This window comes from Marinimicrobium hydrolyticum, from assembly GCF_030848505.1.
Classification (GTDB): Bacteria; Pseudomonadota; Gammaproteobacteria; order Pseudomonadales; family Cellvibrionaceae; genus JAVDDU01.
The window spans coordinates 272,911-293,455 of sequence record NZ_JAVDDU010000002.1 but is presented as its reverse complement, the minus strand read 5'-3'; the positions used below and the strand labels follow the sequence as shown (position 1 = coordinate 293,455).

20 protein-coding genes are annotated in these 20,545 nt (G+C 54.2%); 15 read left to right on the top strand and 5 right to left on the bottom strand.

The genetic code is table 11. The annotated features are described in order from the left end of the window. Positions 1-23 precede the first annotated feature (23 nt). The 7 genes from RBH33_RS04555 (at position 24) to RBH33_RS04525 (ending at position 8,747) form a co-directional block, all read left to right on the top strand. The gene (locus RBH33_RS04555; protein WP_306730951.1) at positions 24-884 is read left to right on the top strand and encodes a YybS family protein; all 861 of its coding nucleotides are present in this window, start codon (positions 24-26) and stop codon (positions 882-884) included. 39 nt (positions 885-923) lie between these two features. After that, positions 924-1,370, top strand: a complete 447-nt coding sequence (rplI, locus tag RBH33_RS04550) for a 50S ribosomal protein L9 (protein WP_306730950.1) — start codon at positions 924-926, stop codon at positions 1,368-1,370. A gap of 135 nt (positions 1,371-1,505) precedes the next feature. Further along, entirely contained in the window at positions 1,506-2,897 is a 1,392-nt protein-coding gene (dnaB, locus tag RBH33_RS04545) for a replicative DNA helicase (protein ID WP_306730949.1), read from the top strand. A 119-nt stretch (positions 2,898-3,016) separates the two neighbouring features. Continuing rightward, entirely contained in the window at positions 3,017-3,886 is an 870-nt protein-coding gene (panC, locus tag RBH33_RS04540) for a pantoate--beta-alanine ligase (RefSeq protein WP_306730948.1), read from the top strand. A 5-nt stretch (positions 3,887-3,891) separates the two neighbouring features. Continuing rightward, entirely contained in the window at positions 3,892-4,272 is a 381-nt protein-coding gene (gene panD, locus RBH33_RS04535) for an aspartate 1-decarboxylase (protein ID WP_306730947.1), read from the top strand. A gap of 783 nt (positions 4,273-5,055) precedes the next feature. Beyond that, a complete protein-coding gene (acs, locus tag RBH33_RS04530; RefSeq protein WP_306730946.1) occupies positions 5,056-6,993 on the top strand; it encodes an acetate--CoA ligase in 1,938 nt (645 codons plus the stop codon). Positions 6,994-7,169: 176 nt separating this feature from the next. Beyond that, a complete protein-coding gene (locus tag RBH33_RS04525) occupies positions 7,170-8,747 on the top strand; it encodes a methyl-accepting chemotaxis protein (RefSeq protein ID WP_306730945.1) in 1,578 nt (525 codons plus the stop codon). A gap of 62 nt (positions 8,748-8,809) precedes the next feature. Here the strand turns inward: RBH33_RS04525 and RBH33_RS04520 are convergent, their stop codons facing one another. Continuing rightward, entirely contained in the window at positions 8,810-9,487 is a 678-nt protein-coding gene (locus RBH33_RS04520; protein WP_306730944.1) for an EF-hand domain-containing protein, read from the bottom strand. Positions 9,488-9,632: 145 nt separating this feature from the next. On the opposite strand from RBH33_RS04520, the gene RBH33_RS04515 reads away from it, so the two are divergent. Continuing rightward, positions 9,633-9,806, top strand: coding sequence for a hypothetical protein (locus RBH33_RS04515; protein WP_306730943.1), 174 nt, complete (start codon positions 9,633-9,635; stop codon positions 9,804-9,806). 161 nt (positions 9,807-9,967) lie between these two features. Here the strand turns inward: RBH33_RS04515 and RBH33_RS04510 are convergent, their stop codons facing one another. The 3 genes from RBH33_RS04510 to RBH33_RS04500 form a co-directional block, all read right to left on the bottom strand. After that, the gene (locus RBH33_RS04510; RefSeq protein WP_306730942.1) at positions 9,968-10,618 is read right to left on the bottom strand and encodes a porin family protein; all 651 of its coding nucleotides are present in this window, start codon (positions 10,616-10,618) and stop codon (positions 9,968-9,970) included. 226 nt (positions 10,619-10,844) lie between these two features. Continuing rightward, positions 10,845-11,168 (bottom strand): EF-hand domain-containing protein, encoded by a 324-nt coding sequence (locus RBH33_RS04505; RefSeq protein WP_306730941.1) that lies wholly within the window; start codon positions 11,166-11,168, stop codon positions 10,845-10,847. A 981-nt stretch (positions 11,169-12,149) separates the two neighbouring features. After that, the gene (locus RBH33_RS04500; protein WP_306730940.1) at positions 12,150-12,443 is read right to left on the bottom strand and encodes an EF-hand domain-containing protein; all 294 of its coding nucleotides are present in this window, start codon (positions 12,441-12,443) and stop codon (positions 12,150-12,152) included. A gap of 278 nt (positions 12,444-12,721) precedes the next feature. Between RBH33_RS04500 and RBH33_RS04495 the strand changes: the two genes are divergently transcribed. The 7 genes from RBH33_RS04495 to RBH33_RS04465 all read left to right on the top strand — a co-directional run bounded on the left by RBH33_RS04495 (position 12,722) and on the right by RBH33_RS04465 (position 19,762). Beyond that, the gene (locus tag RBH33_RS04495) at positions 12,722-14,191 is read left to right on the top strand and encodes a sensor histidine kinase (protein WP_306730939.1); all 1,470 of its coding nucleotides are present in this window, start codon (positions 12,722-12,724) and stop codon (positions 14,189-14,191) included. A gap of 29 nt (positions 14,192-14,220) precedes the next feature. After that, on the top strand, positions 14,221-14,730 hold the full coding sequence (locus tag RBH33_RS04490) for a hypothetical protein (protein WP_306730938.1): 510 nt from the start codon (positions 14,221-14,223) through the stop codon (positions 14,728-14,730). Next, on the top strand, positions 14,721-16,073 hold the full coding sequence (locus RBH33_RS04485) for a sigma 54-interacting transcriptional regulator (protein ID WP_306730937.1): 1,353 nt from the start codon (positions 14,721-14,723) through the stop codon (positions 16,071-16,073). Before RBH33_RS04490 ends, RBH33_RS04485 begins: the two co-directional genes overlap by 10 nt. Before the next feature lie 57 nt (positions 16,074-16,130). Then, the gene (locus tag RBH33_RS04480; protein WP_306730936.1) at positions 16,131-16,595 is read left to right on the top strand and encodes a gamma-glutamylcyclotransferase family protein; all 465 of its coding nucleotides are present in this window, start codon (positions 16,131-16,133) and stop codon (positions 16,593-16,595) included. Between the two features lie 14 nt (positions 16,596-16,609). Continuing rightward, a complete protein-coding gene (locus tag RBH33_RS04475) occupies positions 16,610-17,620 on the top strand; it encodes an amidoligase family protein (RefSeq protein WP_306730935.1) in 1,011 nt (336 codons plus the stop codon). Further along, positions 17,605-18,297 carry a gamma-glutamyl-gamma-aminobutyrate hydrolase family protein gene (locus RBH33_RS04470; protein ID WP_306730934.1) on the top strand — a complete coding sequence of 231 codons (693 nt, stop codon included), beginning with the start codon at positions 17,605-17,607 and terminating at the stop codon, positions 18,295-18,297. The genes RBH33_RS04475 and RBH33_RS04470 overlap by 16 nt, the downstream gene beginning before the upstream one ends. Positions 18,298-18,445: 148 nt before the next feature. Further along, positions 18,446-19,762 carry a GGDEF domain-containing protein gene (locus RBH33_RS04465; protein ID WP_306730933.1) on the top strand — a complete coding sequence of 439 codons (1,317 nt, stop codon included), beginning with the start codon at positions 18,446-18,448 and terminating at the stop codon, positions 19,760-19,762. A 58-nt stretch (positions 19,763-19,820) separates the two neighbouring features. Here the strand turns inward: RBH33_RS04465 and RBH33_RS04460 are convergent, their stop codons facing one another. Continuing rightward, on the bottom strand, positions 19,821-20,501 hold the full coding sequence (locus RBH33_RS04460; RefSeq protein WP_306730932.1) for a PEP-CTERM sorting domain-containing protein: 681 nt from the start codon (positions 20,499-20,501) through the stop codon (positions 19,821-19,823). Positions 20,502-20,545: the final 44 nt, after the last annotated feature.

Sequence of the window (20,545 nt, the reverse complement as noted above, 5' to 3'; positions counted from 1 at the left end):
CCTAGCCCTAGAAGGAGGCTGCCGTGCGGTTCCTGGCAGAGTTTATTATGCGCGGCCGCACTCAGGCCGCCGTGGTGGCCCTGATAGGTAACTGGGTGCCGCTGATTGCCCCCGGGGCTGTTGCCCTGGTCACTCTGCGGGCCGGTGCATCGAACGGTCTCTTGGTTTTACTTTGGGCGCTGCTACCCGCAGCCCTGATGCTCGGGTTCAGCCAGATCGACCCGCTGGCCCCGGTGATCATGATCAGCGGGCTGGTAGTCACCTTTCTGCTGGCGTCGATGTTGCGGGCCCAGGTGTCCTGGTCCCAATGCTTGATGGCCGCAGTGGCCCTGGGAATGCTGGCCGCTTTGCTGCAGAGGATGCTGGTGCCGGATTTGGTCCAGGCGCTGGCTGACAACCTGGCTCGTGTGATGGAACAAATCCACGAGCAAGCCGGTAGCGAAGCGGTGCCCCCCGGCCCAAGTGTGGTGCTGGTGACCGGCTTACTGGCTAACGTCATCAGCTTTTCCAGTGTGCTGGGGCTGATTTTGGGGCGCTGGTGGCAAGGGTTGCTGTACAACCCCGGCGGGTTCGCGCAGGAGTTTCAATGCCTGCGCCTGAATGCGCCACAGGCGCTGGTGTGCCTGGGTGCAGGCTTGTACAGCTTGCTGCAGGGCCCGGAGTACGCCTGGTGGGGGGCATTGTTCACTCTGCCGTTGCTGTTTGTCGGCCTGGCCATTGTGCATCGTCTGGTGGCCCTGAAAGGCCTGGGGGTGCACTGGTTGGTGGTGATGTACATCGCCCTGGTGGTACTTGATCCGGTGAGCCAGTTGTTGGTGGCCCTGGCATTTGTAGATACATGGCTGAATATTCGCGGGCGGGTGAAGCCCAAGCCTGAGGTTTAGCCGCCCGTTGCATAGATGAAATAATTGAGGGTAAACGAGATGGACGTAATTCTGCTCGAAAAAGTAGGTAAATTGGGGAATATTGGCGACCAAGTAACCGTTAAGTCGGGCTTTGGACGTAACTTCCTGTTGCCCCAGGGCAAAGCTATTCGCGCCACCGCTGAAAGCGTTGCCGAGTTTGAAAGTCGTCGCGCCGAGCTGGAAGCGGCCGCCGCTGAGAAGAAAGCCGAAGCCGAAGCGCGTGCCGCCAAGCTGGCCGAACTGAGCGTCACCATTGGTGCTAACGCCGGTGACGAAGGCAAGTTGTTCGGTTCCATTGGTACCCGCGACATCGCCGAGGCCATCACCGCGGCGGGCGTTGAAGTGGTTAAGTCCGAAGTTAAGCTGCCTGAGGGCGCGCTCCGGGAAGTCGGTGAGTACGAAATCGACGTTCAGGTTCACGCTGAAGTGATCCAGTCAGTTAAGCTGAGCGTTGTTGCAGAATAAGTCAGTTGCCTGATTTTCAAGCTGTATCTCTGTGAACAAGCGCGCTAGAATCGGGTCGTGCCAATCTTCCACAAGATTGGTGCGGTACCCGATTTTTTTGCATCTGCCGCCTGCAGTTTGAATCAAGTGAACCCTATGTCTGAAGCCTTCCTGCCACCCTCCTCGGAGGACACCGCCGTCAATAAGCATCTGCCTCCACACTCGGTTGAGGCGGAGCAAGCGGTGCTGGGTGGCCTGATGCTGGACAACCAGCGCCTGGACGCTGTGCGCGAAGTACTGGCAGAAGAGGATTTTTACCGGGACGATCACCGCCAGATCTTCCGGATGATGTGCGAACTGGGGGAGGAATCCGAGCCCCTGGACGTGATCACTGTGGCGGAAGAGCTGCACCGCCACGACCAGTTGGAGCGGGTTGGTGGCTTGGCCTATTTGACAGAGTTGGCCGCCAATACCCCCAGCGCCACGAACATCGTCGCTTACGCCAATATCGTGCGCGAGCGCTCCACGCTGCGCCAGTTGATCAATGCCGCCCAGGAAATCAGCACATCCGGCTTCAATCCCGCCGGCTTGGATGCGGATGACCTGCTCCAATTGGCGGAAAAACGGGTAGCGGAAATTGCCGAGCATCGCCCAAAAGAGGGCGGGCTGACGGAAGTGAACGCGCTGCTTAAGGCAACCGTTCAGCGTATTGATGAATTATTTCGCTCCGGTAGCGATCTTACCGGCGTTAGCGCCGGTTTGGATGATCTGGACGAGCGCACGTCCGGTTGGCAACCTGGAGAATTGATCATTCTTGCCGCCCGTCCCTCTATGGGCAAAACCGCTCTGGCTTTGAACTTCGTCGAAACGGCAATCTTCACTCAGGAAAAACCCGTCCTGGTATTCAGTATGGAGATGCCTTCGGCCTCATTGGTCATGCGCATGATGTCCTCCGTGGGGCGAATCGATCAGGGCAAGATCCGCAACGGCAAGCTCACCGAAGAGGATTGGCCCAAACTCTCGGCGGCGGTCAGCAAGTTAAAAGACAAGCCTTTGTTTATTGACGACACCCCGGGCCTGACGCCCCAGGATCTACGCGCCCGCGTGCGTCGCCTCGCTCGCGAGCACGGCAACCCGGGGCTGATCATGGTGGATTACCTCCAACTGATGCAGGTGGCCGGAGCCAGTGAAGGGCGTACCCAGGAAATTTCTGAAATCTCCCGCTCTCTAAAGGCCTTGGCGAAAGAATTCGATTGCCCGGTTATTGCCCTGTCACAGCTCAACCGGGGGGTAGAGCAGCGCCCCAACAAACGGCCCATGAATTCCGACCTGCGTGAGTCGGGCGCCATTGAGCAGGATGCGGATGTGATCCTGTTTATTTACCGGGACGATTACTACAACGAGGACAGCCCCGAGAAGGGCATTGCCGAGTTGATCCTGGGCAAGCAGCGCAACGGTGAGATCGGTACATGCCGGGCGGCGTTTATTGGCAAGTACACCCGGTTCGAAAACTTGGCTCCAGAATACCTGCAGCAGGATAACTACTGACCAGTTGGCAGAGTCAAACGCCGCAGTGGGTAAAAAATGTACATCTTTTATCGTTGGGTGTATTATCTCGCGCCCGCGTGGGTTAATTGGTAACACCCGCTGATGGCCGGAGCCTTGTGATGCAGGTTTTTCACCATATTCGTTCCATGCGAGAGGCGCTGGCCGCGGCGCGGCGCGAGGGCAAACGCATCGGTCTGGTGCCGACCATGGGCAACCTGCACGATGCCCATATCGCCCTGGTACACCAAGCTCAGTCCACGTGCGATTGCGTCGTGGTAAGCGTGTTCGTCAATCGCTTACAGTTCGGCCTCAATGAGGATTGGGACAAGTACCCACGGACCTTGCCAGAGGATACCGCCAAACTGGAAGCGGCGGGCTGCGACTTTTTGTTTTGTCCGGAAGAGACGGAGATGTACCCCAACGGCATGGATGGTCAAACTCGGGTAGTCGTGCCCACTATGACCGACATTCTCTGTGGCGCAAGCCGTCCTGGCCACTTTGAAGGCGTAACCACGGTGGTGGCAAAGTTCTTCAATATTGTTGAGCCGGACGAAGCCGTATTTGGCATTAAAGACTTTCAGCAGTTGGCCGTGATACGCCGAATGGTGGAAGATCTGTGCCTACCGGTACAAATCACTGCGGGCTCAATTGTGCGGGCGGATGACGGGCTGGCGCTCAGTTCCCGCAACAGTTTTTTGGATGAAGACGAGCGCCCCAGAGCCAATCAACTGTACCGCAGTTTGCGCTGGGTTGAAGACCAGGTCACGGACGGTCGCCGGGATTACCTGACCCTGGCAAAAGAGGCCGCTGAACAGATAGAGGCTGGCGGGTTCAAAGTGGACTATGTGAGTATCCGGCACAGTCGCACGCTGATGCCAGCCGCTGACGATGATCGAGAGATCACTATTTTGGGCGCTATGTATACGCGCGGCGCCCGATTGATAGACAATGTATCCATGCAAGTGCCGGCGCGCACCCCGGAGGAGTAAATTCCATGCATTCAACCATGCTCAAAGGCAAGCTGCACATGGCCAGCGTTACCCAAGCGGAACTCTGGTACGACGGCTCCTGTGCCATCGACAGCGATTTGGTAGCACTGGCGGGTTTGCGCGAGTTCGAGCAAATTGACATCTACAACGTCAATAATGGCGAGCGCCTGACCACTTATGTGATTCTGGCGGAAGCCGGTTCCGGCACCATTTCCATGAACGGCGCCGCTGCCCGCAAAGTGCAAGTGGGTGATCGAGTTATTATTGCTGCTTATGGCCAATACAGCGACGCCGAGCTACACAATTACCAGCCGCGCCTGGTGTATCTGGACGAAAACAACCGCGTCGAGCGGACATCTCATACCATTCCTGTGCAAGTAGCCTAGTCATCATTAATGCGCTGGCAAGTTGCCAGCGCAGCCTCCGCGTAGTCGGCGATTCTTTTCGCTGTAATCTGAGTTTTCTACAAATCCCGTCGTTCCCGCGCGGGCGCATGGCTGTCCAGAATACATAATCCGGCTAGCGGCTTCGTAAGCAAGCCCTCGGGCCGTGCAGGGTGAGTGTTCAGCAAACGTCGTGACTAATCGGCAGGATAGCCGATTTGCACAGCCGAATGCTGCCCGGAAGGTGCAGCACATGGATGTGCTGCATGACCCCCCTCCCTGGGGACTGCCTCACCGGAGCGCCGGCCGAAAGATCCCTCTTTTGAGGCTTGCTGAACACTCACCCTGCACAGCCTCCCGTAGCTCCACGCTAGGTTGTTCTTTTCCCAGTCCGCTTCCAATTTCGCCATTCCCAGGGAAAGCAGGGAGTCCAAGATAAGAATGACCGACTTGCGGCGGCGGAGGCGATTCGCAGGAGGCTTTTCGAAACTCTCACAAGAGGGATCTTGTGGGAGAGCCCCCAGGGATGGGTCTACGGCGTTTTCGAAAAGCCTCCTGGGAAGCGCCTGGGATTACTCTTACGAAGTGCTAGCCAGCTGATTTTCGAGTGTTCGAATTTAAGACGAAGCCGCATAAATTGTGGACTTCCATCTTCAATCCCCACGTGGAACCATGCTGCTGAGTAGCACATGAGCGTCGCACAATCACCGCTGCCCCCTAGAGCCCACCGCTCATGGCTGCTAAGCTAATGCCCCCATAAGTCAATAACACCAGGAGCGGTTTGTCATGTCCGAACATCACGTCTATCCGGTACCTGAGCACTTTAAGCAGCATGCCGCCATTGATGCCGATCGCTATCAGCAGATGTATCAACAATCAGTGCAGGACCCGGAGGCGTTCTGGGCAGAGCAGGCCGAGACTTTTTTAACTTGGGACCGAAAGTGGGATCAAGTGTGTGAAAGTGATCTGCGCGCCGACAAAGTGGCGTGGTTTCAAGGCGGTAAACTCAACGTCAGCGTCAACTGCATTGACCGCCATCTATCTGATCGCGCGGATCAAGTTGCCATCATCTGGGAAGGGGACGATCCCGCCGAAGATCAATTGATCACCTTCCGCCAACTGCATCTGGAAGTCTGCCGGCTCGCCAACCTGCTGCGTGAACGAGGCATAAAGAAAGGGGATCGGGTGTGCCTCTATATGCCCATGATTCCTGAAGCCGCTTACGCCATGCTGGCTTGTGCCCGTGTCGGCGCCATTCACTCGGTGGTGTTTGGGGGTTTTTCGCCTGAAGCTCTCAAGGATCGTATCCTTGACGCCGATTGCCAATTGCTCATTACCGCCGATGAAGGCGTGCGTGGTGGCAAAAGAATTCCCTTGAAAGCCAATGCCGACAAAGCGTTGGCGCAATGTCCCAACGTGCACACGTGTCTGGTTGTTCGCCGCACGGCTTTAGAAGGCATTGGCTGGGAAGAAGGGCGTGACCTTTGGTATCACGAAGGCGTCGCCAGCCAACCCGAGCAGTGTGAACCGGAAAGTATGGATGCCGAGGACCCGCTGTTTATTCTTTATACCTCTGGTTCCACAGGTAAGCCCAAAGGCGTACTGCACACCACGGCCGGCTATCTGCTGCAATGTGCTATGACCCATAAATACGTATTCGATCACCAGGAAGGTGATGTCTACTGGTGCACGGCCGACGTGGGCTGGGTAACCGGCCACAGCTACATTGTTTATGGCCCTCTGGCCAACGCGTGTACCACGTTAATGTTTGAAGGCGTGCCCACCTATCCTGATGCATCGCGCTCGTGGCAAGTGGTGGACAAGCATTTGGTGAGCACTTTCTACACCGCACCTACCGCCATTCGTGCCCTAATGGGGGCCGGAAACAAATGGGTGGAACAAACTTCTCGCAAATCGCTCAAGTTGTTGGGAACCGTGGGTGAGCCCATCAACCCAGAAGCCTGGGAGTGGTATTACAAAATCGTTGGCGAAAAACGATGCCCGGTGATGGATACCTGGTGGCAAACGGAAACCGGCGCACACATGCTTACGCCTTTACCGGGAGCAACCGATCTGAAACCCGGTTCAGCAACGCGGCCGTTTTTCGGGATACAACCGGTATTGCTGGACGAGAATGGCAAAGAGATTGAAGGGCCGGGCTCGGGTAACCTCGCCATACGCGCCTCCTGGCCGAGCCAGTTGCGTACCGTTTACGGCGATCACGAACGGTGTGTTAATACTTACTATAGCGCCTATCCGGGTTATTACTTCACCGGCGATGGTGCCCGGCGCGATGAGGATGGTTACTACTGGATTACTGGCCGGGTTGACGACGTGCTCAACGTGGCGGGCCACCGTATGGGGACAGCGGAAGTGGAAAGCGCTTTGGTGTTGCATCCATCCGTGGCGGAAGCGGCCGTGGTGGGTTTTCCGCACGACGTGAAAGGGCAGGGAATTTATGCCTATGTGACATTGATGGGTGGCGCGGAAGCGGGTGACCAGCTTGAACAGGAATTGCGAAACCTGTGCGTCGAGGAGATCGGCGCTATTGCCAAGCCCGATTGTATTCAGTGGGCGCCTGGACTGCCAAAGACGCGCTCGGGGAAAATCATGCGACGCATCTTGCGAAAAATTGCCGCCAAAGAATTTGATGGCCTGGGCGACACTTCAACTCTGGCGGATCCCGCTGTGGTGGATGATCTTATTAAAAATCGCGGAAGCTGATATCTCCTCCCCCTAAACCTCAACCTGGTGCGCGCTCAAAAGTTGCGCACTAGGTTCGTGGCTTAAAATGTTTTGGAAGTTGAATTGCGCCCTTTTTGATTTATATCAAATGTTGCGGGCTCCCTTATGCATTTTTATCGATTATAGTCGAAGAAAAAAACGCATAAGGATATAGAATGAAAATAAACACGCCTGTATCAAACATTGAAGAAGACTACCCGACCAACGCCAATATTCTCTCCACTACCGATCTCGACGGAAAAATAACCTACGTCAATTCCGACTTTGTTCACGTCAGCGGATTCACCGAAGACGAACTCTTGGGCCAAAACCATCATGTTGTTCGGCACCCGGACATGCCGGCCGCTGTTTTTAAAAGTTTCTGGGAGACCATTAAAGCCGGTCGTTCCTGGATGGGGGTGGTAAAGAACCGGTGCAAAAACGGCAATCATTACTGGGTTGATGCATACGTTACCCCTATCTATAAAAATGGCCGCATCAGTGAGTATCAATCGGTCCGTCGAAAACCAAAACTGGATTTTGTTGCGCGCGCACAGAAGGTGTACGCTAAAATGGCTCGGGGCAGGCCTAGAGTACGCGGACCTAAGTCGCTGCCTCTGAGAATAAAATTATTGCTTTGGGCATCCTTGCCTGCGTTGGCGATGCTCGCAGCCTATGCGATTAACCCGCCTATGATTCATCCCCTGGTGGTCGTCTCATTGGCTGTTCTCGTATCTGTCATGGGAATATTCTGGTCCATGCGGCCGTTCCAACAATTGTTAAAAAAAGCCCAGCAAATTTCCAATGACCCGGTGGCCTGTTACGCCTACACGGGCCGCACCGATGATATCGGCTGGATGTTCTTGGCGATAAAAATGCTTGAATCAGAAACAGCCGGTTTGGTGGGGAGAATTGCCGATTCGGCGACTAGTCTGACGGGTAACGTCGGCAGTCTCAGTTCCGTCGTCGACCAATCTCAAAGTGGTATCAATCAACAGTTCAGTGAAACTGAACAGGTTGCCGCTGCGGTCAACGAAATGACGATGAGTATTCAAGAGGTTTCCTCCAGCGCTCAGAGTTGTTCAACTGCGGCCCACACCGCACTTGAGGAAGCGACGCGTGGAAAATCTTTGCTGGACGAGAGTCGGTTCGCCACCGAGAAACTGAAGCAGGACATGGTCAGTGTTGAGCGTGTCATTGGGGATTTGAGCCGAAGGAGTCAGAGTATTTCGTCGATACTGGATGTAATTAGGGATATCGCGGATCAAACCAATCTTCTCGCGTTGAATGCCGCCATCGAAGCGGCGCGGGCGGGCGAAGCCGGGCGTGGTTTCGCTGTGGTCGCGGACGAAGTGCGCTCACTGGCCAATCGCAGCCAGTCTTCCACCGAGGAGATTCGGGACATGATTGAACAACTTCAAAACGGTGCGAATCACGCGGTCACCGCCATGGAGGAGAGCCAAAAGAGTGTAGATACTTGTGCGACACAGAGCTCCCAAGCCGTAGCATCCTTTGACATTATCCTGAAGTCCATTCAGGACATCAGTGATATGAACCACGGTATTGCCGCTGCCGTAGAGGAGCAAAGTGCCGTAGCGGAAGAGATTAATCGCACGATCGTTAATATTCGCGACTTATCCGAGGTAAACCTCACCGCTGCTGAAACAACTTCCAGTACGAGTCAGGCGATGCACAAAGTGACTAAAGGGTTCAGTGAATTGGCGGCGCAATTTTGGCAAAAACAAAGTGGTTAAATAAAAAAACCGGAAGCGTGGTGCTTCCGGCTTCACGTTACAGCGCTGTGCAGTGAGTTCCCTTATGGCTGGGTTCCTGGCTGAGTCTCGTCCGGTGCAGTGCCGGGCTGTTGGGGATCCCGCGGTTGAGTGCCGGGTTGCCCCTCCTGCTCTCCACCAGGTAGGCCTTCCTGCTCTCCGGGACCACCAGGTTGGGTTCCTGGCTGACCTTCCTGCTCACCGGGACCACGTGGCTGAGTTCCCGGCTGTCGTTCTTGCTGTCCGGGAGCGCCAGGTTGAGTTCCGGGCTGGCGGTCTTGTCCAGGAGTGCCTGGTTGGCCTTCTTGCTGCCCTGGTACACCAGGCTCAGTGCCGGGTTGGCCTTCAGGCTGGGTACCAGGTACGCCTCGCTCACCCTCGGGCTGGGTACCGGGTTGATTGCCTGGTTGTCTGTCCTGGGCACCAGGTGTCCGGCGTGGCCGCTCCCAGTCGTCATCGTCCTGCGTGTCCCTGTAGTTGCGGAACTCCTCTTCTGAAACGCGGCCATCGCCCGCTTCATCCATCTCTTCAAATTCTTCTTCAGAGATGCCAGCACGCTCTGCATCTTCCTGGCTGATGTAGCCATCACCGTCGCGGTCAATGACGGAGAATGCCGGGTCGGTATCCTGATCTCTGTCGTCATTCATACCGTCGACAGCCAAAGCGCTGGCAGACCCACCGGCAAGCAAAAGCGACGCGAGAATGGCAGTGTAAGTCTTCATAGTTAATCTCCTTGTTACGTCATTCATTGAAAGACCGTACATGGCATTAACTGCGCATGGACCTAAGTTAACGCAGGGATCATGCCAGTATAGAAAAACTCCCTGAAATCAGCCAATTGCGAAAATCCGTTCAACGGAGGGCTAAATGAGCTCGGTAAAAGTGTTGCAAGCCGGCAACCCTTACACGCGGTTTGAGAAAATTTTTTTGGTTCGGGCGCTTTCTTCAACAGGCTTGCACGTCCGCAGAGAGAATTGGTTGGATTGGCTGCAAATACTGCGTAAAAAAGGCAGCGCAAACCACGTCAAGGCGTTCCGGTAATACTTGTAGTGTTGCAAGTTGGCGACAACGGCAAAGGGATCTGGAGCTGGTCAGAATGGCCGCCGGTGGGAGTAAAACGTGGATAATCGTTAGAACAGCGGAAGGGAAGGGCAGGAGCCCCCAAAGGGCCCTGCAATTGTTGCGGACTGATGACCGAGCTGTCAAAACCTGAAACGCAATCCAAACTTCAAGGTATCAATGTCGGTAGTGTGATCCCCCGGCAGTTCCTCAAGCCGGTTATCAATATCATAGCGGGCGTATTCCACAATAAGATCTAAAGACTCCGTTAGGTTTACGTCCGTACCAACACCAAAGAAGAAATCATTGCCATCAGCACTGATGGAGCCGGCGTCGGTATCGATACTGGAGCGCCAAAAGAACTGGCCGGCTTTCGCGTAGATGCCCCAGACTTCCGATAATGGCAGCCTGCCCTGTACCGCTAAGCCAAAACCGTATGAGTCCGCAGAAGCGAGGTCGCTGCGATACCGACTGAAATAGATCGCGTTCGCCTCAACCCCGAAGTAGGCATTGAAGTAGCCACCGACGGTGCCTTCCAGAAAGTCGCTATCGTCATCGAAGTTGCCGCCGCGAGATCTGAAAAGCCCGTAGCTGCCGCCAACGTAAAAGTGGGGGGACTGATCGTATTGCCGCGCATCGTATCGGCCACGTGTTTCGGCTCGCTCCCGCGTTCCCGTACCAGGGCTAGTAGTCGCACTGACGAGAGATTCTTCTACCTCTGCTTCTTCGGCGTGAAGAATTGGGGTCCCGAGAGATAGTGAAGCGACAATCAAAGAATAAAAGAACAGTTTCATGCCATGACTCCTTCTGCAGTTACTTTCACCTTCTTCGCTTATAAGTTGGACATGGGCGAAGCCGGATTAATTCCCCTGTGTAATTAGCGGACTGGGCGCTGCGTCTATTGGGGGAGGTTCGGCGTTGCGTAAAATTATTAGTAGTCGAAATCGGTAGTTAATGCGGCCTTCAGGAAAGGTAGATCAGGAACCGCAGAGCGGCTCCCGATCCAGAGTCTGCAGTAGATTAATCGAGCAGACCATTGTCGTCGTCGTTGTCATCGCGATCGTAGGCACGATCTTGTTGATGTTGACGAAACTCTTCTTCGGTGACTCGGCCATCACCATCGCGATCCATCTCTTGGAATTCCTCTTCAGAGATGCCAGCTTCTTGAGCAGCGTCCTCGTCGATAAAGCCTTCGCCGTCACGATCCAGCTCGGTGAAGTCTTGATCTCCATGTGCGCCTCGCTCACCAGCGGTGCCCCGATCGCCAGCAGCGCCGGTAGCCGCCATGGCAGAAGAGCCTAACGCCAAAAGCATTGAAGCCAGAATAGCGTAAAAAGTTTTCATAGCTTTCCTCCTTTGATAACTCATTGGTTGTTGCGAACTACATGGCATATTTGCGCATGGACTGTTTACTACGCAGAGAGTGTGCCAGACATTGGTTTTACGTTTGGAATCAGCGAGATAGAGAATCTGCAAGAAAGGGGTAAACATCCTGGGCGACAGCACTGTTGCCTATTGGAGACGAATTGCAGAATCACCCTAAAAAAATTTCCGAGAAGCAGGCGAGTTCTAGCGATTTCGGTGACTGCCACAGAAAGTATCGGTGGTTCTTCTGTTGATAGAAGGCTTAGCTACAGCCTATACGCTCGACATGTCTTCGGTAAAAATCCCGGGCAATTCTCTTCGTGTATCACTTGTGGAAAGAGCTCCAAATGCGTGTTGTTGCCAATAGGCAACAACACGAAAAAAGTGGAGGGATTGTTGGTCGCGAGGAGTTGCAAGTGTACGGAAGCTAGATAGAGAAAACTGGCTGGCGTAGTTTCAAGCTAGAATCGGATTCGGGTCTTGCGCATAAACTGACTGTCGTCTTGCTCCATATCCCGTAACACGATTTTAGCGTTGGCGTGCCGGGGCTTAGCGCGCATGTTGCCTCGCTCGGTCGCCGTTACGTATTCTTGTGCCGGATGGGTTCTAATTTCAAGTATGTCGAAACAAGATTCAAGGTTGCTCTGAGAGTCGGATAGCCTGACGTCAGAATAGAGTTTCCATCCCTCAGAGCTTGGTAAGCTCGGTGGGGGAAGAGTTGGGCTTCCGCGAACCGATCGAGAAAATAATCCTGCTTTCCAGTCTTGACCTGAAGTGTAAGGACACTCCCAGGCAAGCTCAATGCTCGGCTCGGTCAGCGGAAGGGCTCCGCCGAAAACAGCGGCTAGCACGGTTCCCTTAATGGCAACTCCCACGGCAAATCCCATGGCACTACCTCCTTTTTCTACTGCTCGACCAGCTTGATTCGTCTCCTTCCTCGGTGTTCAATCGGGGAGTATGTTACTCCAGCACATCTTCACTGTATTCACCGTAGGTGTCGTGAAAACGGTGAAACTCCTCCTCGGAAATGCGTCCGTCCCCGTCCTTATCCATCTGTTCAAATTTCTCATCGCTGATGCCGGCTCTCTGAGCCTCTTCCTCGGAAATGTAACCTTCATTTGTCTGATCAAATTCAGAAAAGCGATCCTCAACCTCTTCTACGTCTAGCTCGCGCTCATTGTGATCATGGGCATTGGCTGAGCTGAAAGCTGCTATCAAAACTATGGAAGCCGTGGCCGTCAAAAATCGTGTCATATTCCACCTCCCTCTACCGACGTTGTGAAATGTAAGGTTTGTTTACGTGTATGGACTCGTCGCAGGTTTCATGCCAACTGGTTATCGGTCGCATAATTATCCGGTGTCATCGTCCGGTTCCACATTTTTGGTAAACGTTGTTTAGCTTCTGTTGCAAAATAGCTACACGTGTTTTGCGTATCGCGAAGAAATTCAGGTAGTATCCACTGGTACCTGTTGGCAAATGGCAACACTTTTAACGGCGACGTTCCGAGTAGCGTTAAGGAACATGCACTGGAATGAGAAAAGGACGTAACGTACTGTCGCTGTTTCAACAATGGCTTCTGATTGCCATCGTTTCCATGATTCCTGTCCTGGTCGTGGTCACCTATGCAACGTGGTCCTTTTACCAACAAATGCGTGTTCAAAACGAAGTGGTCAATGCAACGGATTACGCCAATCACTTAAGAGCGGTTATCAGCGAACAGTTGAAGGACCTGGAGCGTAACGCCCGACAGTATCGGTTGCTCAGAGATGAGCGTTTCGCAGAGTCGTATCAGCGGAGCCTGGAAAGTATGCGCAGAGTACATTATGCCCTGGAAGGCGTATCTCCGCTGGATGAAACAGCGTTGCAGGTGGATGCGGGGACGGTGGCGAGATGGGAGATGCCATTGGATAGAGCACGCGGAATGCTCGCGGCACTGGTTCATAGTCTGCGTCAGAATCCGCTGCGCGATCTGGAGGACGAAGGTTTTTCCGAACTCCTTGCCGATGTGAGTGAGTTTCGCGTGGAGTTTGATCAGCAAATTTCGATCTACATTCAGAACCTAACCGAGGAAAGCGAAGAGGAGTTGCAGTCAATACTCTGGCGTCTGTCGCTGATGGGGCTAATCGCTCTGCCTTTGACATTGCTCCTCATTGGCCTCGGATTTATACAGATGATTCGTCCTCTACGGCGATTGTCTTCTACGATTATTAATTTGGGGCATGGGGATTGGGAGTCTCCCATCTATATACCCGGGCCGAGGGACTTTCAGGTGCTGGGTGATCGGTTGGAATGGATGCGCGGCCAGCTGATAGAAACTGATCGACAGAAACAGGCTTTTTTACGCCACGTGTCACACGAACTGAAAACCCCGCTATCGGCTATTTTGGAGGCAGCTTCACTTTTGGAGGATGAGGTTCCGGGGGAAATTAATGTTCACCAAAAAGAGGTGTTGCGAATTTTGGTGAACAACTCGCAGAATCTCCAGGAACTCATTCAGCAACTTCTCAATTACAACGTCATTACGCACAGCTTTCGAGTGCAGAGCACATCGGTAAATCTTGCCGATCTGTGTGAGAAGATCAGTCGGCGACTGGACCAGAAGGTATCCCGGCATCATGTGGTTTGGGACTTCCAGGGTGTTCCGGAAACCATCACCACAGATCCACAGTTGCTGGAAATGATTCTTTCCAATTTGCTTTCCAATGCCTTTCATTTTTCCCCATCTGGCGCCACGGTAAAGGTTCGCTGGCGCCAAGAAGGCCAGAGCATTTCAATTGCTGTAGAGGATCAAGGCCCCGGTATTCCTATCGAAGAGCAGAATCGAATTTACGAGCCGTTTTTTCAAAGCTCGTCTCTGCGTCGGCACGGTCCGGCTCAAGGCAGCGGTGTCGGGCTTACGATTGTTAAGGAGTCGGTGCACAACCTGGGCGGACGAATTGATCTCAAATCCAAGCCGGGCGAAGGTTGCCACTTTTCCCTTTGGTTGCCAATCGCGGAGTAGGGATAGCTATGCTCAGGTATCGAGTTGCAATGCTGTTGATCATTGGGGGGCTGTCTGCGTGTGCGCTACAGCTCCCTCAAGTGGCTACCGAAACCTATTGTACGCCGGACCACAGTTATGTGCTGGAAGAGTCTCGACAGGAATCCAAGCGCGGGGTACATCCATTCCCCGACTTGCAAAGCTTAGTGGCGTACCGTCGCAGTGCTTGCGCGCTGACTGATCTTGAGCAGGAGCTATTATTGGCAGAACTGCAAGCGGAGGAGGGCGACGCCTCGACCATGGCGATTCTGATGCTGGCCAGTTGTGCGCCGGACCAGACGCCCGGACTATTGGCGAATCACTTGGTTAAAGCTCGTGCCATTGATGAGGGGCCGCCGGGGTTTCAGGATATGGTGGCTTTGCTTGGGGCTCAGCTGCGATCCTATTCGCTGGTTGAACGGCGTTTGCGGGAAACGGAAAAACAGTTGGAACGGATGATCACCGGAATTCGAGAGATCGAAGCGGAAATGGGCGGAGGGAATAACAGATCATGGGAGTAAAAACCGCAACGGACGCCAAAATTCTATTGGTTGATGATGACCCTGGAATGCTGCAGTTGCTAAGTATGCGGCTGGCGGCCTCGGGCTACAAAGCCACGAGTTGCGAGACTGGAAGAGAAGCCCTGGCGTATTTGCGGCGAGAGCTGCCCGCTGCCGTGGTCACCGACTTGCGCATGGAACCCATGGACGGCATGACCTTGTTTCATCAGATTCAGGAGCACTGGCCGAACATCCCGGTCATTATGCTTACCGCCCACGGCTCAATTCGAGAAGCGGTAGAGGCCACGCAGCAAGGCCTTTTCTCATTCCTGACTAAGCCCGTCGATAATCGCGAATTGCTGAATACCCTATCGCAAGCGTTGGAGGTGGGTTGTGGTGTCGGCCCTGAACGGGGTTGGGCCGACGACATTCTGACTCGCAGTGAAACAATGATGAAGCTGCTTGAGCAAACGCGCCTGCTGGCCCGCAGCGACATCAATGTTCTGATTAGTGGTGAGAGCGGAACCGGTAAGGAGCTGCTGGCGCAAGCTTTACACCGGGCCAGTGGCCGGCGTGACAAAAGTTTCGTCGCCGTAAACTGTAGCGCTATTCCGGCGGATCTGTTGGAGTCGGAGTTGTTTGGCCACGTTAAAGGTGCTTTTACCGGAGCCGTGCAAAACCGAGAAGGGCTATTTCTGGCGGCCGATGGTGGCACCTTGTTTTTGGACGAGATTGGCGACATGCCCGCTTCCTTGCAGGTCAAGCTATTGCGTGTGCTACAAGAGCAAAAGGTGCGCCCAGTGGGGGATAGTCACGACCGAAAAATTAACGTTCGAGTGCTGTCCGCAACCCATCGGGATCTGGATCAGGCAATCGTCGATCACGACTTTCGCGAAGACTTATACTATCGCTTGAATGTGGCGAGTATTGCTCTGCCGCCGCTACGGGAGCGAAAAGAAGATATTTTGCTGTTGGCGAAGAGCTTTCTTGACCAAATCGCCAAGCGTACAGGCGACATGACCAAGCAGCTGTCTCCACAAGCGCAGCAACTATTGCTGCAGTACCATTGGCCGGGAAATATCCGCCAGCTGCACAATGTCATTGAGCAGGTGGTGGCCTTGTCACCCACACCCTTAATCACCGAAAACTTTATCGCCGACGCTTTGCCAGGCGAACAAGTCGTGTCGCCCGTACCATTGAACGATGCCAAAAAGCAGTTTGAGCGGGACTATTTGGTTCAATTGCTGTACACCACCAAGGGCAACATCAGCGAGGCGGCCCGCATGTCAGGAAGGAATCGCTCAGACTTTTACAAAATCATGAAGCGGCATGATCTCGATAGCGAGCAGTTTAAACACGATTGAGGCTAGACGTGAGGCATACTTGCCAAGGCGGGCGAGCCTCGTCTATGCTGTTTTGTAATGGACACCCAAACTTCCAATTCCATTGCGCGGCCTTGGTATCGGCGCCCGGCGAGACTTGTGCTGGCTGGATTAACTGCCCTGATATTGGTGGCGGCATTCTACCTCTGGTTTGTATTGCTTAGTCCTTTCGGACATCAACCGCCCGAGGGTTATCCGGCGATTGATCCTACCCGTGAACACAAAGTCTTCGTGTATGGTACCTTGCGTAATCCACTGGTGCGCTTAGTGGTCATGGGCTCTATGGGGGATCCACGGCCGGCTACCTTGCCCGGTTACCGCAAGCAGGGCCTGGATCTGGCCGTGGAACCGGGTAGCGCTACAGAAGGTCTGGTGTTTATAGTCACGGTCGAACAATTGCGCCGCCTTGATCGATATGAACGGATCGGTATCCGCTATGAGCGCTTCGAATACACGTTAGAGGACGGCACCCGTGCCTGGGTTTATCGCCGGTTGCCGGAATGAACACGAGCACCACAATGAGTGATGATATGACCGGAGAGAGCAGTCCCCTCCAAATGCCACCTTGGCAGCACACCATAGATGGCGATTGGCGCCGTGTGGGAGTGGAGCTGGAAATGACTGGGTTGACCATCGATCAACTGGCGGAGATCGTGGCTGGGTATATCGGTGGCCGCGTTGACACCAAAGGGCGATACGAGCGAGCGTTAAAAGGTGACCCGGCCGGTGATTGGGTGGTAGAACTGGATTTCGATTTGCTTAAACGCCTGGGGCGAGAAACGCGGGACAAAAGTACGTTCGCTGGCGAATTGGGTGACTCTGCCGAGGAGGTCTTAAAGTGGCTGGCGGAAACGCTTGTGCCCTTGGAACTTGTCAGTCCACCGCTGCCCTTGAATCGTCTGGGGGAAATTGAAAAAATCATTGGCATGCTTCGTAGTGCGGGCGCCAAGGGCACCTCCGATCGTTTAGTAAACGCATTTGGGATGCAGTTCAATCCTGAGGTTCCCAGCACCAACCCCGATGTGCTTACGGCTTACGTAAAGGCTTATGCGTGTTTGTATGACTGGTTGTTTTTGCGCGCGGATATTAACGTCTCCCGCCAGGTCACCAATTACGTCGATGCGTATCCTGTCGATTATGTACGCAAGGTCGTCGCTCCGGACTACTGGCCGGATCTAAGCACCTTGATAGACGATTATCTTCTGGATAATCCCACGCGCAACCGGGCCTTGGACCTTCTACCGTTGTTTTTGCACTTAGATCAGGGGCGAGTGCGCAAGGTAGTAACGGATCCCTTGGTAAAAGCCAGGCCGACCTTTCATTACCGACTTCCGGACTGTGAAATTCATCTTCCCCAGTGGGGACTGTACCAAGCTTGGAATGACTGGGTGCAAGTGGAGCGCTTGGCGGCGGATCGAGATCGCCTTGAAGCCTGCTGCCAAGCTTACACGAAGTACCTGAATCAACCGCTGGAGCGGTGGTTCGGGGACTGGAGCAAGGAGTTGGAGGGGCAATGGCTCGTCCGGTAATCGCTATCACGGGTCCAGAGAAGGGTGCATTCGGGCCGCGTTCGACCGTGGCGCTTGCGGTGTGGCTTTATGGAGGCAAGCCTCTGCAGATCCGGCCCAGCCAAATTGACGAGACATTTGATTATCAAGGGGTGGTAGTTACCGGCGGGCACGACATAGACCCGGTACTTTACGCCGCTGAGCCCGAAGTAGAACCTCGCTACGACCGGGCTCGTGACGCGCTCGAAGCTCGGGTAATCAAAGACGCCTTGGCCCGGGGGTTACCACTGCTGGGTATATGCCGTGGGGCTCAGTTGCTCAATGCCAGCCTTGGCGGCAGTCTATTTCAGGACTTGCGTCCGCACCGCGATAAAACGTCCCACCGACGTACACTCCTGCCCCTGAAAACCTTACAGGTGGTCCGGGGCTCGGGTTTGGAGCGGTTGTTCGGTGCAGGCACTTGCCGGATTAACAGTCTGCACAATCAAGCCATTGATCGCGTTGGCGCCAATCTAGTCATTACCGGGCGTGACTTGGACGGAATTGTGCAGTCCGTGGAAGATCCTGACCAAGGCTTCCTGGTTGGCGTACAATGGCATCCGGAATTCCTACTGTTCATGCGCCGTCACCGGGGCCTGTTTAAAGCACTGTTGGAGCAGGTCAAACACAATAGGGAGTCGGACGGCTCCTTCGCTTAAACGGCTTTTATTGTGACGGGGCGGGCCTACCATATGGCCATTTGATTTGGATCAACCGTTCACCAGGCGGTGGCGGGTATGCTTCAGTCGCATTATTAGAGGTGCGGTAGGAGACAAGAGCGAAAACCACTGGGCTTGGATACAATTAATGGCGGAAGAGAATCAAAAGCACTTCCTCAGCCGTTTCGGAGTTGAGATCGCACTGGCGCTTTTTGTCGTTCTCACACTCGTGGCAATTGTCGCCGAGCGACCGATCCTGCAAACCGGCTTCACCATCGATGCTCGGCACGGAGAGGTATCTCACTACAACGACTCTGTCGATGGCGGTCTCAGCACCTCTGAAATCATTGATTCCGACGCCATGGAGTGGCGCTGTGTTTTGGCCGAACAGGCCATCTATTCGTTCTGCGGCTTTGAGTTGATACTTGATCAGGCACGGACGGACGGACTGGATTTGCGCAACTACGATCGCATCAGAATCTGGTTGGACTACGAAGGCCCCACAGAAAGCATCCGCTTCTACCTGCGCAATCACGACCCGGTTTATAGCACGCCCGAACTCCACGACACGACAAAATACAATCAGATCGAGTTTGATGCCGAGATGGCCAGCGGCGGGCCGTTTGAATTTTCCATGCACGACTTTTTTGTCGCCAACTGGTGGTTTCAACGCTACCGCATTGCGCCGGAGCTGGCACACCCGCAGTTCGACAATATTGTGGTTCTCGAAGTGCAAACCGGCTCTGCTCCACAACCAGGGCTGCATACATTCCGTATGGAGAGAGTGGAGTTCACTGGCCAGGTGCTCACGTCTGAGCGTTGGTATCAGGGCATTGTTGGCAGCTGGTTGATAGCGGCATTGGTGTTTCTAGGTTCGCGTACGGTCAAACTCAACCGCGAGCTGAGAAGAAGGAGTCAGCGCGAGCGGGAGCTGCTGGAAATCAACGCCCTGCTGGACCACCGCGGGCAGCAACTGGAACAAAAAACCAAAACCGACCCGCTTACTGGAGCCTTTAACCGCACCGGCATAGAAGAAGCGCTAAAGGTAGGGCTGGAAGAGCGGCGGCGCGCCGGAAAACCGCTGTCTATTGTGATGTTGGACATCGACCAGTTTAAACCCATTAATGACACTTACGGACACGCTGTGGGAGACCGTATCCTCACAGCGCTCTCTACACTCGTCCAGGAAAATATTCGCGGTAGCGACCTATTTGCCCGCTGGGGTGGTGAAGAGTTTGCGTTGGTATGTCGTAATACCAGTCTCAGAGATGCTGCCGCCATCGCTGAAAAGCTACGGGTGAAAATTTCCCTGCACCACTTTGATGAAGATGTCGGCGTCACGGCTAGCTTTGGTGTGGCCACTTTGGGTGAGCGGGAGTCTCTTGAGCAGATCTTTGAGCGTGCGGATCAAGCCCTATACCGGGCTAAGGACCTAGGCCGAAACCGGGTGGTGGTTTCCGACTGAATATACAGTAAAGGAGAAGCAAAAAGCCCGCGCGATGCGGGCTTTTTGCTTAGAACTATTAGCTAGCCCGACGCCGCATTCGATACAGCGCCAGCAATCCGATAAACAGTAGTGACGCGGCTGCAGGCTCCGGAACACGTGCTGTAACAGTTATTAGATCCTGTGATGTGTCTGAAGTCAGGATGTAAAAGTCGTATACCCCTGAGGCGGCATTGTTGTCCAGTGAGCCCAACCAACTACCGGCTAAGTTAAGAGTGGTTGAGCCGAAGTGAGATGCTCTAAAGGAACCGCTGCCCAAGTTGAGGCTGTCAGTACCTTCATTGATAATTTCCCACAGCGCCAACTGGAACGCCGCACTGCCCACTTGGCTGGATTTGGAGCTTTCGTAATAGCTAGAAAACAGGCGGTCTATGAGGGTGCCTTGGCTTGTGCCGGTAAAGCTACCGAGGCCGGCGGTGGCCGTGTACACCGAGCTGGTTTGTAGAAAGGTGCTGGTTTGAATACAAAATGCACTCAGTCCATCATCCCACTGAATCATATCTGTACTGTTATTGCTGGTGGAAAATTCAAACTCGCCCGCGAATACTCTGGGGCTTACACCAGTGATGTGCCCGGAAGGGGTGCCGCTACCGAGGTTGTGTTGATAGTTCAGTTGGATGGTCGCTGCTTGCGCCGATACGGCGAGTAGAGCTAGCAGGCCACCCGCCAGTAGTGCGCGGTAAACGCGTATTAGTTTCATGGCAATTCCTTATTGCTCTGTTGGTGTTGTGGTCGCTTTTGAGC